The organism is Nostoc sp., assembly GCF_036917395.1.
Lineage (GTDB): Bacteria > Cyanobacteriota > Cyanobacteriia > Cyanobacteriales > Nostocaceae > Nostoc.
Genome location: NZ_JBALDI010000007.1, coordinates 15223 through 30304, shown reverse-complemented (window position 1 = coordinate 30304; position 15082 = coordinate 15223). Strand labels below are relative to the sequence as shown.

The following is a 15082-nucleotide window of genomic DNA, read 5'->3' as shown; positions in this document are numbered from 1 at the left end:
TGTTGAGTTTTGTTTTATACAAAAATGTTTGTGGTTTGAGATTTTATTCTCACGATTTACGTAGAATATTATTAATACTAACATCAAGTTTCAAGAGAAGCACTGTATTAATCTATACATTAAATTTTTTAAGTCAGAAAACTTCAGTTTAGAACTAACATTAGGCTTGTCCAAACCAGCTATCATTAATAGTTTTTCAGCACACATTCAAAAAATTCATCTGAATAATAAGTCTAAATTCTGAATTCTGAAGAGACAATTAAGCGGCGTTTGACATTGCCACCTAATTCTTGATAATGTTGAACCTATGCCACTAAAAATATTTTGTAAATCCAGATGTAGATAATAGTGAGATCAATAAATGCTTCAAAATAAACCTTTCGACGCTCCTATCTAAGTCTTTCAAGAGTTAATTAGCTTGTAATAAGGGGTGAAGCCCTGGTTGTATGCAACTTAAATGCTCATTAGCTTAAGCTTAATATACGAAAACTCTCTATAAGAACCGCGATCGCTTTTGAGACGCCAAAAGCGATCGCACAACTTCTATGAAAAATCTCGTTCTACTATCTGCCATAGTCCTCGCCATCACATCTGGATTGTTTTTCCAGACAATGCAACCCGCCTCTGCTTTAACTTGGAAGTGGAATTATTCTGGTACTGGTATAGAGGCGATTGGTACTTTTACCACTGATAACACCCCTGACGATTTGGGTTTTTATCATATTTTGGGAATTACTGGTACACGAAATCGTGAAACAATTACTGGTCTGCAACCTGTAGAAACTCCAATACCAGGAAACGAACCTTTTGATGTTGATAATTTAGTTAGTCTGAATACTCAACAGTTAACAGGTAATGGTTTTGGGTATTCTACATCGGGGGGAAACTATTCTAATCCGTTTTTCGCTAGTTTCTTGCCAACACCAAGTTATTTAGAGGTTTTTTCTGCGCCACCACTGACACCAGGTTTTGAAAATTTTGGGACGGAAGATAGTGAGTTACCCATTAGTTTTTCTGCAACCATAATCACCGTACCTGGACCCAACCCACCTCTATCCTTAGCTTACTTGCCCTCGCTACTCTCGGTGTCCCTTCAGCACTCAAACGTAATAAGCCATCAAATTAACTGAGAAGAAGCTTGAAAAACTTTCCTAAAACCATTAATAAAAAGCGTTGTTGCACAAATAGGGCAAAACGTTAAGCTCATCCCACCCCTAAAAGGAGTGGGTAATCGAGCGCTGACTTTCTGTAAATTTTGCTTGTATCTATTCCACTTTATTTCACTTTGCGTTGAATGATGAAGGTGAAAGCAATGTATTCGATTTAGGTCTAGCGAATACTGAATTTTATTAGTGGGATAACTTCTTAATTGGTTTGTTTTTAGAACAACAATTAGTTAGCTTATTTACATCTCTTTGACGTATTTGAATCTAAAAAAAGGTATTTTTCGTCTAGCTGGTGGGGATAATTCTAAATTTTTATTGACATAACAAGTTTATTGCGGTAGACTAGTACATTGTTTAAAGCGTATTGATTGCTGCACTAGGCTACAAGTATATCAATAACATTGGTAGCTGATATTGCCTACGTAATGCCTAGTTGCGACTTTTTTGTTGTTTATTAATGAGGTGAACATGGCCAAGCGCCGTAACCCGAAAAAAGAGAAGGCGCTACGGAACCAGGCGTATGCCAGAAAGTTTCGTAAACGGACTACTACAGGAAGAATGCAGAGAAGGTTCCAACAAAGACCACCGAAGAGTGAAGAAGAAGAAGGCGCAGCAACAGCTGCTGACACTGACTAAGCTGTCTGCTTAAATCCTTGTTATTTAGATTATTTATTTTTTAGGGCGCACATTTGTACGCCCTTATTTATTACTCGACAGCAATTTGAGCGCGGGCGGCTATGAGCGCTTTGCTTACCTGTACAAAGCCAGTACCACCGTAACTATTGCGGGCTGCCACAACTTGACGGGGGGATATCGCCTCATAAATATCTGCTGCAAATGCCGGATGTAGTTCTTGCCACTCTTCCAATGTCAAATCTTTTAGGAGTTTACCTGCGGCAATGCTAGTTTTTACCACCTTACCCACAAGGTTGTAAGCTTCCCGAAAAGGAACGCCCCGTGCTGCCAGATAATCTGCTACATCGGTAGCATTGGAAAAATCTTCCGCCACAGCTTCTGCTAACCGCTGGGTACGAAATTCCAAGCCTTCCCTGAGCAAAATCGTCATCGCTTCTAGAGAGGCTTTGATTGTGTTGACACTATCAAATAGACCTTCTTTATCTTCTTGCAGGTCTTTGTTATATGCCAAGGGTAGCCCCTTCATAATCACTAACATCGCCTGAAGATGACCGAATACACGTCCCGTTTTCCCCCGCACCAATTCTGGTACATCGGGGTTTTTCTTTTGGGGCATAATACTGGAACCCGTGGCACAGCTATCTTTGAGGGTGACAAAGCGGAATTCTTCAGATGACCAAAGAATGACTTCTTCTGCAAGGCGGCTGAGGTGAACCATAATCAAGCTAGCAGCACACAAGAATTCGATCGCAAAATCGCGATCGCTGACTCCATCAAGGCTATTAGCATAAATATCATCAAAATCCAAGAGCTTGGCTGTGTAGTGGCGATCAATCGGGAAAGTCGTTCCCGCTAAAGCACCGCACCCCAAAGGTGAGATATTCACGCGGCGAGAAACATCTCCTAAGCGTTCCCAGTCGCGTTGCGCCATTTGAAAGTATGCCAAGAGGTGGTGAGCTAAACTTAGGGGTTGGGCGCGTTGTAGGTGAGTATAGCCAGGAATCAGGGTTTCAACGTGCTTTTGGGCTATATCCAGTAAAACACCTTGAAATTCCCGCAATTCACTTTTGATTTGTTGGATTTGGTCGCGCAGGTAAAGTCTGGTATCGGTGCCAACTTGGTCATTACGCGATCGCGCCGTATGCAACTTTTTACCTACATCGCCGACAATTTCTGTCAGTCGTCGTTCAACTGCAAAATGGACATCTTCAGCATCGACACCAGGCTGAAATTTCCCCTGGCGGTACTCTTGGCGAATTTGTTCTAAACCTGCAACCAGTTGCTCTCCTTCTTCTTCGGAGATAATGCCCGTGTGAGCTAGCATTTTGGCATGAGCTTGAGAACCAGTGAGGTCATATTCTATTAATTCAATATCAAAACCTATACTGGCATTAAAACGAGCGATCGCCGGATGCAACGCTGATTCAAACCGCTGGCTCCAAGTTTGTTTTTCGGTCATAAATTATCAAGAAAGGGGCATCAATTTTAGATTTTGGATTAATCATGAATCCAAAATCTAAAATTCAAAATTACTTTAACCGTAGCTAGTTAAATTCCGAATCATATAGCCAATGAGTAAACCAATCAACAATGCCCACACTTGACCTGTTTGTATAAAGTGGCTCCAAGCTTTTTGCATCTGACCCATAACGTCTGGGTCGGTGATTGTTGGTGCTACTGCTGTCAAATTTACAGGCAAATGCCAAAGTAACTGAGATGTCAAATCGCTGTAATTGCTCATCTTTGGTGATTAAGAAGTTAGGGGTGGCAAATTTCAGCATCAGTTTATTATTTACATTAATTACTGATATTTACTGAAATATTTGGATATAACTTCAATGTCTTAACTCAAGATGCAGGCGATGCCAACCGCAATTTCTCGGCTGTTCGCAAAATTTGCCCCGCCAACACTGCTGCACCAAAACCATTATCGATATTTACTACGCCTACTCCTGCTGCACAAGAGTTAAGCATTGTCAATAAAGGTGCTAAACCGCCAAAACTTGCGCCATAACCGATGCTGGTGGGTACGGCAATCACAGGGCAACTCGCTAAACCTGCAACAACGCTGGGTAAAGCGCCTTCCATCCCTGCCACGACAATCAACACCGATGCTGACTCAATCAAGTGACGGTTACTTAATAAGCGGTGAATCCCAGCAACACCAACATCCCAGAGGCGCTGTACCTGAAAACCAGAAAGTTCAGCAGTGACAGCAGCTTCTTCGGCAACGGGTAAATCGGCAGTACCAGCAGAAAGAATGCCAATTTCACCCCAGAATTGTGGTTCGATGGTAGGGGGAGCGATCGCACAAATTCGCGCCGATTCGTAATATCGCAAACCGCTAACTTTTGATTGCAGTGCTGTATAAACTGCTGGTTCAATGCGGGTTGCCATCACCACCGGATTACGGAGGCGCATCACCTCCATAATTTGAGCAATTTGATCAGGCGTCTTACCGGGGCCCCAAATCACCTCTGGGAAACCAGTTCTTAGCTGGCGATGGTGGTCAATTTTGGCAAATTCACCCACAGATTCATAAGCTAAATCTTTGAGTGAGTCTAATGCCGTATCTGGCGTAACTTTACCATTGGCAACCGCTTCGAGGAGCGATCGCAAAGCTTTTTCATCGGTCATTAGTCGTTTGTCCTTTGTACTTTGTTATTTATAATTAGCCATTAGTTAATGGATAACTAATGACTAATGACTAATGACTAATCAATTACTTTAATTTCATAAATGTTCCATAATGCGCCACCAAGGGCGGAGAATCTGATACCTTCAAAACGATTACGTACAGCTGACAGTGACAAGGGGTTAACTAGATAAATAAACGGTAAATTTTCCTGGGTAATCCGTTGGGTTTCGGCATAAATTTCTTTTCGCTTCGCTTCATCTAACTCCCTTGCTCCTTTAATATAAAGCTTACCAATTTCTGCTTCCCAAGGAGCCACCTCCCGACCCTCAATCGGCTTTTGTCCTGCTTGGGGTTTTTGATTAAACATATGTAATCCACCTTCGGGAGACCAGACGTTAGCCCCATCATTCGGTTCTAATCCACCTGTCAAACCCAGCATCGAAGCTTCCCAGTCTAAGGAGTTAGAAAGCTTATCTGTATAAGTATTCCATGCCAGTGGAGTGAAATCGACTTGAATCCCGATTTTACTCAAGTCTTGTTTAATTTGCGAGCCAATTGCTTCGCGGATTTTGTTCCCAGCATTAGTGAATAACGAGAAGCGGACGCGGTTCCTTTGGGCATCTATTAGTTGGTTTTTGTCGTTATATTTGAATCCTGCTTTTAATAGCAGTTCTTTCGCTTTTTGCGGATCGTAATTATAAACTTTTAGCCCTTCCTTAGGTGAAAGGTAATAGGGGCTTTGCACAGAAATTGATGAATCTTGTGGAGTACCTAAACCGCGAAAAGTGTTGTTAATCATTGTTTGGCGATCAATAGCATAAGCTACTGCCTGCCGAAATTCCACAGTGTTGAACCAACTCGATTTTACTGGATTTACCAGGGGTTTTCCATCCCTTTTACCTTTATTCAAATTAAACAAAATAAACGTCGTACCAGTTGCTGGTCCACCATTGTAAATTTTAAAATTACCCTGCTTTTCTTGCCCCTTCAGCAAAGAAAAGTATTCTGGGGAAACTCCTTCAGTATCTAAACTGCCAGAACGAAATTGTAGCAGTGAAGTATCTGTTGATTCCACAATTGGCCACACTACCCGTTCAATATAAGGTTGGGGTTCTCCTTTTGGTCCTTTGCGCCAATAGTAAGGGTTGCGTCGGAAAATTACACGTTGACTTGTGTCATAGCGCTCTAACTTATAAGGACCGTTGACAACAATTTGATCGGGAGGAGTATCAACGCCCCACATTGATAGAAATGTTGGCTTACCCTCTTGGTCTTTTGTCTTTACAGATTTTTCTAAGCTATGGGCAGGCAAAATTGGTAATCCTATAGTTACCAAGAACGGCGCAAATGGTTCCGGATTAATGAATTCAACTTGCCGATCATCAATTTTTCGCACCTTGGGTAATGCACGACTTTCACCAATCCGTAAGACATCTCTAGCATCCGTCGGAATTGCTTCATTGAGGTAAATATCGTTGAAGGTAAACACCACATCATCTGTTGTTAATGGCTGACCATCAGACCATTTCAATCCCTCTCTCAGGGTAAAAACAAATCGCAATTTGTCGTCAGAAATTTGCCATGATTGGGCTAAGTCTGGCTCGATTTTCCCAGTTATAGGGTTTTGGGTAGTTAATCCTTCATAAGTCAGACCAAAAATATTTGGTGACTCTTGGCTAAGAGGGTAGTTAAAAGTTTTAGGGTCAGTCAGAATACTATCTACTAATTGAGGTACTTGAGCAGCCGAGGTTTTAAAGTTAGTTGGGTTGCAAGCACTAACTGTAAGTGCTATGGCTGAAACCAGAATTATTACAAACCAAAAGCGTTTAATTAAAGGAAGGATAGTATTAGCAAATTTCATAGTTTTAATACACAAATACTGGAATTAATTTTCTTGAGATTGTAACCAATAAAAAAAGTTTTGGATTTTATCAAAAAACTGAGTATCAGTATTCTGTAGAACCTCGAAAACTTTATATTTACTGAATTTATTATAACTTTGGTGTACTTATTTACGGGATGATTTATCTCACGCATAGGCACAGAGAGGATAAGAAGTTTTAGACTTCAATTCATAAAATTTCATCCCTTGATTCAGCGATGCCAGAATTTATACTACTTGTATCTATTCACGATGTAAATGTGCATAGTGAATTATGCACTCTTAAATCAATTTATCTACAATGCGTTTTTCTAGAATAGTTCTATTTAAGCTCTTATTCAGGATGCTAGTAAACAATGTAATCATTTCTGCTTGGTTGCTATCTCATATCAATCTATTAGTTTAAATCCTCACGATTATGATGCACCAAAAACAAGTTACTCAAAAGCAACTAGCAAGACAACAGCATAAGCACATATACCTTCTTCTCGTCCAACGGGGCCTAATTTTTCATTCGTAGTAGCTTTGATGCCAATTTGATTTGGTTGTAATTCTAAAACAGCCGCTAGTTTGTCGCGCATATTGTGAATATGCGGTTTTAATTTTGGACGTTCTGCTACTACTACCGAGTCAATATTTCCCACCTGCCAACCTTGATCCCGAATCAGTTGATGTACTTGAGTTAATAGTACTAAACTATCTGCTCCCGCCCATTTGGGATCACTAGGGGGAAAATAATGACCGATATCCCCCAAAGATAATGCCCCAAGCATCGCATCCATAATCGCGTGAGTCAGCACATCAGCGTCACTGTGACCTAATAAACCCAGTTCATGGGGAATTTGAATTCCACCTAAAATCAAAGCGCGATCGCTCACCAATTGGTGAATATCGTAGCCGTTACCAATCCGAATTTTAGTCATTTGTTATTTATTATTGGGGATTGTTTAGTAGTTATTTTCAATCTCCTTCATCTTCCCCAGCTCCTCCTGCTCCAATTTTTCCAGGAGATCGGGGCGGCGATCGCGGGTTTTTTCAATTTGTTGTTCGTAACGCCACCGGGCGATCGCTGCGTGATTTCCACTGAGCAATACATCAGGCACTTTCAAACCGCGAAAATTGGCAGGACGAGTATATTGGGGATAGTCCAATAACCCCTCCTCAAAACTTTCTGCTGTCAGGGACTCTGTTTTGGCAACGGTTCCTGGTATTAGTCGCACTACACCATTAATCAAAGCCATTGCTGGAATTTCGCCGCCAGTCAGAATAAAATCGCCTAAAGATACTTCCCGAGTTACCAAATGCAGCACCCTCTCATCCACTCCTTCGTAATGCCCGCAAATAACTACTAACTGGTCATAATTTGTCACCAATTCTTTCAAAAGAGGTTGATTAATCGTTTGACCCTGTGGACTCATCAAAATTATTTCTCTTCGGGGTAGAGTTGGCAGCGACTCCACAGCGGTAAAAATCGGTTCTGGCTTCATTAGCATCCCTACCCCACCGCCGTAGGGTTCATCATCCACCTTCCGGTGTTTGTCAGTGGTAAAGTCCCGTGGATTAATCAGATGCACTTGGGCAATCTGTTTGGCTAAGGCTTTACTCAGTAACCCAGAATTGAGAACAGAGTTAAAACAGTCAGGAAAAAGTGTAACTATATCAAAGCGCACAGTTATTCGTATTCGAGGACACTAATCTTAAATTTGGATGTCTAGCAAACACCGCCAAGCCAAGGTCGAGTCAAACTCCAGTTAAACTTTATCAATAGTATCTAAAACTACCAGACCTCTTGGATTTTAGATGGGATCAAAAGTTTTTCTAATTACTTAATTTATGTTTAAATGTTGTCACAAGTACATTTAAATTAATAATCATATCAAGTTAACAACTTCCAGGATGCATCGAGCCAGCCTCAGAAAAAAGCATAGTCTTAACTGCTCGTCCCCAGCCCCAGAGGGGGAATATAGCCCCTTAAAGACTATTTTGCCCTGCTGCAAGTGGACAGGTGAAAAACAAGGCCCTGGCTTTGAGGATGGGAACGAAGACGTTTAGACTGAGGCAACGCGAGCGTTAAGCGAGAATTTGGAGAGTAGCTGACCCAGCTCCAAAGTTCCAAAAAGTGTCCTCTCAAAGAAGCAAAGCGCAAAAATCATGGCTGCAACTGATCCTTGTTAAATTCACCTGAAGTTGTTGACAGGAGAAACAAAATGCCGCAATTACAAGCTAAATCGCTGGAAATGAGGACACCCCAAGCAACTAAAACCGCCGTTCTAGTTATCGGAGGCGCAGAAGACAAAGTTCATGGGCGCGAAATCCTACGAACTTTTTTTGGACGTGCCGGTGCTAGTAAGGCTTATATTACAATTATTCCATCTGCCTCTCGCGAACCCGCCATCATCGGTGGTCGGTATATTCGCATTTTTGAAGAAATGGGTGCCCAGAAGGTAGAAATTTTAGACATCCGCGAACGGGAACAGTGTGAAGCCTCCCAAATCAAAGCATCCTTAGAAGCCTGTAGTGGGGTATTTTTGACAGGAGGAGACCAGCTGCGTCTCTGTGGCGTATTGGCAGATACACCAGCAATGGAAATTATTCGGCAGCGAGTCAGGGCAGGGCAACTTACCTTAGCAGGCACCAGTGCAGGAGCTGCAGTGATGGGGCATCATATGATTGCTGGCGGCGGTAGTGGAGAGACGCCAAATCGTTCCCTAGTCGATATGGCAACGGGTTTGGGATTTATTCCGGAAGTAATCGTTGACCAACACTTTCACAACCGGAATCGGATGGGGCGGCTGATTAGTGCGATCGCAGCTCATCCTGATCGCTTAGGTATTGGCATTGACGAAGATACTTGTGCAGTGTTTGAACGTGATGGTTGGCTACAAGTTATGGGTAAAGGCAGTGTCACCATTGTTGATCCCACTGAACTCACCCACACTAACGAACCCCATGTTGGTGCTAATGAACCGCTAACCGTGCATAATTTACGTCTGCATATCCTCAGCTATGGCGATCGCTTCCACTTGTACCAGCGCACTGTATTGCCTGCTGTACATCGAATCTCCAGCTGACGGGATAGAGTATCTGAGGTTACACTGAGTTGACCGCAAATTTTAGATTTTGGATTTTGTGAAAAGTTGTAAGGAGGAGCCACTGCGTTGCACGAGTTAAGAACGTTGTTGCAAGTGGTGAACCAGCGCACCCAAGAAGGTTTCCTTCTGTAGGCGACTGGTGTTAGCGTAGCGGTAGCGAGTCCGCGTTCGCGGAAGCGTCTCGTAGAGAGCGTCACCCGTTCGCGCAGCGTCTCCGTCAGGAGAAGGGCGTTGGTTTCTCTCCATAGGAAACTTTTCAAGACGGATTTTAGATTTAAAGAGTTTTTCGGCACATGCCGCCAGAAAGTGGGACAAACAAATCAAAAAAACCCTCAAAGACTCGTTAACGCTAGGCTATCGTCAATCTAAAATTCCCACAGCTAAATACCCTAATAGTCTCTTTCAATCCAAAATCATAAATCTAAAATCCAAAATCGGTTGACCGCACATTTATTTCTTATTGTAGAAAAATGATGAGAATACTATGTAAAAAGAAAAAACTGTTTGTAATGAACAGTTTAGCGGTCAATTCCAGTAAGAAACTAGAATTTTGGTTCCGAATCTCCATCTACCTATTCCCATGAGAATCCTCAAGATCCAGACCTTACGCGGCCCAAACTATTGGAGCATTCGACGCCACAAGCTGATCGTCATGCGCCTCGATTTAGAAACCCTTGGTGAGACGCCCTCGAATGAAATCCCTGGCTTTTATGAAGGATTAGTTGAGGCGCTGCCGAGTCTGGAGGGTCACTATTGTTCGCCTGGCTGTCGTGGTGGTTTTCTGATGCGAGTCAAAGAAGGCACTATGATCGGCCACGTTGTGGAACACGTAGCCTTAGAACTCCAGGAATTAGCTGGTATGAATGTCGGCTTTGGTCGCACCCGCGAAACTGCCACACCCGGAATTTACCAAGTAGTGCTTGAGTACCTGAATGAGGAAGCGGGACGCTACGCTGGACGAGCCGCGGTGCGCTTATGCCAGAGTATCGTTGATCGAGGCCGTTATCCCAAGGCAGAACTAGAGCAAGATATCCAAGACCTGAAAGACTTCACCCGTGATGCTTCCTTAGGCCCTTCCACTGAAGCGATCGTCAAAGAAGCAGAAAAAAGAGGTATTCCCTGGATGTCTCTGGAAGCCCGCTTTTTGATTCAGCTGGGCTACGGCGTGAACCAGAAGCGGATGCAGGCCACAATGACGGACAACACCAGCATTCTAGGCGTAGAACTAGCTTGCGATAAAGAAGCCACTAAACGCATCCTCGGTGCCGCTGGTGCGCCAGTACCTAGAGGTACAGTGATCAACTTCTTAGACGATTTGGAACAAGCCATTGAATACGTTGGCGGTTATCCGATCGTCATCAAGCCCGTGGATGGCAATCATGGACGTGGGATCACCATTGATATCAGAACTTGGGAAGAAGCTGAAGCCGGATACGAAGCTGCTAGACAAGTTTCCCGGTCAATTATCGTCGAAAGATATTACGTTGGACGCGACCACAGGGTACTGGTAGTAAATGGCAAAGTAGTAGCAGTAGCCGAACGCGTTCCGGCTCATGTGATTGGCAATGGCAGATCGACCATTGCCGAACTGATTGAACAAACAAACCTTGACCCAAATCGCGGTGAAGGACATGATAATGTCCTAACGAAGATTGAACTAGACCGCACCAGCTACCAGCTGCTAGAAAGGCAAGGCTATACCCTAAATAGCGTGCCACCCAAAGGAACCCTTTGTTATCTTAGAGCAACAGCAAACTTAAGTACAGGTGGTAGTGCCGTAGACCGTACCGATGAAATTCACCCAGAAAATCTCTGGTTGGCACAACGGGTAGTGAAGATTATTGGTTTGGATATCGCCGGACTGGATATCGTCACTACAGATATTGGTCGTCCGCTGCGGGAAGTGGATGGGGTGATTGTCGAAGTTAATGCCGCTCCCGGTTTCCGAATGCACGTTGCCCCAAGCGTGGGTATTCCCCGCAACGTCGCCGGCGCAGTCATGGATATGCTATTTCCCAACGAGCAATCTAGCCAAATTCCAATCCTCAGCGTTACTGGTACTAATGGCAAAACCACTACTACCCGACTACTAGCACATATTTATAAACAGACGGGAAAGGTAGTAGGTTATACTACGACCGATGGAACATATATCGGTGATTATTTAGTAGAAGCTGGCGATAACACAGGCCCCCAAAGTGCCCACCTCATCCTCCAAGATCCTACAGTGGAAGTAGCGGTACTGGAAACGGCTCGTGGTGGAATTCTCCGTTCTGGATTGGGTTTTGAAGCAGCAAATGTGGGGGTGGTATTGAATGTAGCCTCCGACCACTTAGGAATAGGTGATATAGATACCATTGAGCAGTTAGCTAACCTCAAGAGCGTAGTAGCGGAAGCTGTATTCCCTGATGGCTACGCGGTACTTAACGCCGACGATCGCCGTGTCGCCGCCATGTCAGAAAAAACTAAGGCTAATATTGCTTACTTCACAATGAACCTCGACTCGGAATTGGTGCGAAAGCATATCCAAAAGGGCGGAGTAGCGGCAGTATATGAAAATGGTTATTTGTCAATTGTTAAAGGTGATTGGACACACCGCATAGAAAGAGCAGAAAATATACCTTTAACAATGGGCGGACGTGCACCGTTTATGATTGCCAACGCTTTAGCAGCAAGTTTGGCAGCATTCGTACAAAACGTCACGATTGAGCAGATTCGTGCTGGTTTGAAGACCTTCCGGGCTTCAGTTAGTCAAACGCCAGGACGAATGAATTTATTTAATTTAGGAAACTACCACGCTTTGGTAGACTATGCCCACAACGCAGCCAGTTACGAAGCTGTAGGTTCCTTTGTTCGGAACTGGACTACAGGACAACGGATTGGCGTAATTGGTGGACCCGGCGATCGCCGCGACGAAGACTTTGTTACTTTGGGTAAATTAGCAGCACAAATTTTTGATTACATCATTGTCAAAGAAGACGATGACACACGGGGACGCCAACGGGGTTCAGCCGCCCAGTTGATTATTCAAGGCATCACCCAAGTTAAGCCGGATAGCCGTTATGAATCAATTCTGGATGAAACCCAAGCGATAAATAAAGGCTTAGATATGGCTCCTAATAACAGTCTGGTGGTAATTTTGCCAGAAAGCGTCACTCGCGCTATTAAGTTAATTAGGGCACGTGGTGTAGTGAAGGAAGAGACACATCAACCAAGTCCTGGCACAACTGCCATCGATTCCCAAAATGGGATCGCACCTACTTCTGTTGCTAATACACTCCTGTAGTCAGGAGAAGACAGCGCTGGCTCCCCAACGCACTGCCTCCTCTTGACTCCTGTATTTTGACTACTTTACAGGACTTACGCACAGGTAACGGAAAATCGAACCACAGAGGACGCAGAGAAGCCAGGGCGTTGCGGGGGTTCCCCCCGTTGTAGCAACTGGCGCGACACGGAGGAATAAGAGTTTGAGAGGTTTTTTGCGTAAGTCCTACTTTAATTATTGTTTTTCTTGTTCCGAATTGGTTTCGTCACTGGGAATTTTCATCTCCTCCTTAAAACCTCGTAGGGTTTTGCCCAGTGCGGTTCCCAGTTCGGGAATTTTTTTGGGGCCAAAAATTAGAACAGCGACTATGGCAATTACACCGATTTCTGGCCATCCCAGTCCAAACATATAAATTTCCTCTAAGGCATCTTTAATTAAATATAGACATTGATCGCTCAAATCCGATGAGTTCGCTACTGATAAGCGCTCGACCCTCTTGCAAAAACAGGGTATAAATAAAATCAATAGAAATAAGTCTTTTTGTCCTCAAAAACTTTTGGCAAAGCAACTTGGGATAATCTGCCAAAGTGGCTCAGTCTGTGATTGACCAACTCAAATCCGTGAAAAGTACGACTAAATCTCCTCAGTCTATTCAGCAACACAATCTATACTAATGTAAGTATCTTGTAGTAGAAAGAATATTAAATATTTATTAAATAATTTTGGTTGTTCTTTGAAAATCAACTTTTAAAATTATTCTCCCTCAAAAATCATTTGAATCTCAATTTTAGAATTTAATATTAATACATTTTTGTTGAGGAGTTGAAACTGTCTCTACACGACGGACAATTTCATGCCTTAAAAGTACTAAAAATTAATTTGAGAGAGCTTTCTTTAAAATAGTCCTAACTGTACTGACTGGTTATTATCAGCATTTTCTGTTGCTATTGGTGGTAAATCTGCTGGAGGTTCAACAACCAAAGGAGCATTTTCTTCAAATCTCAGTTTTGAGCTTATGATGTAATCTTCATCAATCTCAAAAGCTAACCAGCGTCTTCGTAAAGTTTCTGCAACTCGACCTGTCATATTAGAACCAGCAAAAGGTTCTAAAACAATATCACCTGGTTCTGTACAAAGCTTGATGACAAACTCTGGTAAAGCTTGAGGAAATCTTGCTGGGTGTGGCTTAAAACCTTCTTTTTTGCAACGCCTTTGGTAATAATCGTTAGAAGCAGTATTCGAGGCAGAAATCACATTTACAGGCTGGAATAAATCTTCAAATAAAATTTCTTGTATAAGAGTTTGTTCCCCCATTTCTTCTTTGTCTGTACTACAACGTCCATCAATAATATTCGGGGGGATAGCTCCTCCCCTGTCCTTCCCAAATTTATCAGAAATATCATGCCCTGATGGTCTAACTTTGGGTTTATAGCCATTCTTCAAAAGATTTTTCATTGCATCACTATAAGGCTTTAAAACCCTTCTATTATTAGCTTTAGGATGCGGTTCTTTTGACAGCCACCAAATTGTATTTACCGAATCTTTAACTCTTTCCCTGCGAACTGTTACCCATTCAGCAGGGGTGGGTAATTTTGCTGGATTATACCAATACAATTCTTGTGCTAGATAAAATCCCAGTCCACCTTTTTCTTTTGCTTTGCACAAAGCAACAACCAATTCAAAATGATAAAGAGAACGAACTGGCATCCCCTTAATCCAACTACCACCAATATCAATAACTAGTGAGCCTGTTGGCTTAAGAATACGGTAAAACTCTGCCGCATAATCTTTAAACCATTCAACATATTCATCGGCATCAACATTTCCATATTCTTTTTTACGAACCAGTGCAAATGGTGGAGAAGTACAAATTAGATCGATACTTTCGTCGGCAATACTTGCCATTAATTCTAGGCTGTTTCCCAAATAAGCAGCACCAAATTTTGTTTCGTAGTAAGGGTTACAATTAAGTCTCATCTAAACTTTGTTAGTACAATTTTACGTATGAAGACAGTATTATTCATAAAAGCATAAGTTTTCCAACTGTTAGCTATTTTTTTATTAATTTAGGACTTACGCACACTCTACGAATTCTTCTTTTCTCTATGAGAGGCTGCGCCCTAAGCGTTCGCGTAGCGTCTCGTAGAGAAGCTATGCCGCAGGCTTTACGAGACGCTTTGCGTACCCCTACGGGGATCTTGCTACACGTAGTGTCTCCTAGAGAAGGCGTGTTGGCGGTAGCCTGCGGCAAGCCACTACGTGTCTCCGATAAACTAAGCTTTTTGGCGATTTTTGCCTAAGTCCTGTAATTTGCTGGATAAATAGGGCAATGTGCCAAGTATCTGCCAAAATAGTACATCTGTCCTAGATAGAGGATGGCCGAGATAGAACTGGACAACTTGA

General features: G+C 42.8%; 14 protein-coding genes. 5 read left to right on the top strand and 9 right to left on the bottom strand.

All coding sequences use genetic code 11. The features are described from left to right. The first annotated feature begins 545 nt into the window (after nucleotides 1-545). Both V7K46_RS05670 and V7K46_RS05665 read left to right on the top strand, forming a co-directional pair. Complete coding sequence (locus V7K46_RS05670; protein WP_335111632.1) at nucleotides 546-1130, top strand: PEP-CTERM sorting domain-containing protein; 585 nt, start codon at nucleotides 546-548, stop codon at nucleotides 1128-1130. 504 nt (nucleotides 1131-1634) lie between these two features. Continuing rightward, entirely contained in the window at nucleotides 1635-1802 is a 168-nt protein-coding gene (locus V7K46_RS05665; RefSeq protein WP_012412073.1) for a hypothetical protein, read from the top strand. Between the two features lie 70 nt (nucleotides 1803-1872). Here the strand turns inward: V7K46_RS05665 and argH are convergent, their stop codons facing one another. From argH to trmD, 6 genes are all read right to left on the bottom strand, one after another. Further along, entirely contained in the window at nucleotides 1873-3261 is a 1389-nt protein-coding gene (argH, locus tag V7K46_RS05660; RefSeq protein ID WP_335111631.1) for an argininosuccinate lyase, read from the bottom strand. Nucleotides 3262-3336: 75 nt separating this feature from the next. Next, nucleotides 3337-3543: a hypothetical protein gene (locus tag V7K46_RS05655; RefSeq protein WP_334797964.1), complete on the bottom strand. Its 207-nt coding sequence runs from the start codon at nucleotides 3541-3543 to the stop codon at nucleotides 3337-3339. A 107-nt stretch (nucleotides 3544-3650) separates the two neighbouring features. Next, entirely contained in the window at nucleotides 3651-4439 is a 789-nt protein-coding gene (gene larB / locus V7K46_RS05650) for a nickel pincer cofactor biosynthesis protein LarB (RefSeq protein WP_335111630.1), read from the bottom strand. A gap of 77 nt (nucleotides 4440-4516) precedes the next feature. After that, nucleotides 4517-6301, bottom strand: coding sequence for an ABC transporter substrate-binding protein (locus V7K46_RS05645; RefSeq protein WP_335111629.1), 1785 nt, complete (start codon nucleotides 6299-6301; stop codon nucleotides 4517-4519). 458 nt (nucleotides 6302-6759) lie between these two features. Further along, complete coding sequence (ispF, locus tag V7K46_RS05640; protein ID WP_335111628.1) at nucleotides 6760-7245, bottom strand: 2-C-methyl-D-erythritol 2,4-cyclodiphosphate synthase; 486 nt, start codon at nucleotides 7243-7245, stop codon at nucleotides 6760-6762. A gap of 24 nt (nucleotides 7246-7269) precedes the next feature. Further along, complete coding sequence (gene trmD, locus V7K46_RS05635) at nucleotides 7270-7992, bottom strand: tRNA (guanosine(37)-N1)-methyltransferase TrmD (RefSeq protein WP_335111627.1); 723 nt, start codon at nucleotides 7990-7992, stop codon at nucleotides 7270-7272. A 537-nt stretch (nucleotides 7993-8529) separates the two neighbouring features. Here trmD and V7K46_RS05630 point away from each other — a divergent pair. Further along, entirely contained in the window at nucleotides 8530-9393 is an 864-nt protein-coding gene (locus V7K46_RS05630; RefSeq protein WP_094348499.1) for a cyanophycinase, read from the top strand. A 96-nt stretch (nucleotides 9394-9489) separates the two neighbouring features. On the opposite strand, the gene V7K46_RS05625 is transcribed toward V7K46_RS05630, so the two are convergent. Then, nucleotides 9490-9660: a hypothetical protein gene (locus V7K46_RS05625; RefSeq protein ID WP_335111626.1), complete on the bottom strand. Its 171-nt coding sequence runs from the start codon at nucleotides 9658-9660 to the stop codon at nucleotides 9490-9492. A gap of 334 nt (nucleotides 9661-9994) precedes the next feature. Here V7K46_RS05625 and cphA point away from each other — a divergent pair, with 334 nt between their 5' ends. Next, nucleotides 9995-12700 (top strand): cyanophycin synthetase, encoded by a 2706-nt coding sequence (cphA, locus tag V7K46_RS05620; protein WP_335111675.1) that lies wholly within the window; start codon nucleotides 9995-9997, stop codon nucleotides 12698-12700. 213 nt (nucleotides 12701-12913) lie between these two features. Here the strand turns inward: cphA and tatA are convergent, their stop codons facing one another. Together tatA and V7K46_RS05610 are read right to left on the bottom strand one after the other, a co-directional pair. Next, entirely contained in the window at nucleotides 12914-13087 is a 174-nt protein-coding gene (tatA, locus tag V7K46_RS05615; RefSeq protein ID WP_335111674.1) for a twin-arginine translocase TatA/TatE family subunit, read from the bottom strand. A 486-nt stretch (nucleotides 13088-13573) separates the two neighbouring features. Further along, entirely contained in the window at nucleotides 13574-14656 is a 1083-nt protein-coding gene (locus tag V7K46_RS05610; RefSeq protein ID WP_335111625.1) for a DNA-methyltransferase, read from the bottom strand. Between the two features lie 176 nt (nucleotides 14657-14832). On the opposite strand from V7K46_RS05610, the gene V7K46_RS05605 reads away from it, so the two are divergent. Further along, nucleotides 14833-14979, top strand: a complete 147-nt coding sequence (locus tag V7K46_RS05605) for a hypothetical protein (RefSeq protein ID WP_335111624.1) — start codon at nucleotides 14833-14835, stop codon at nucleotides 14977-14979. Nucleotides 14980-15082: the final 103 nt, after the last annotated feature.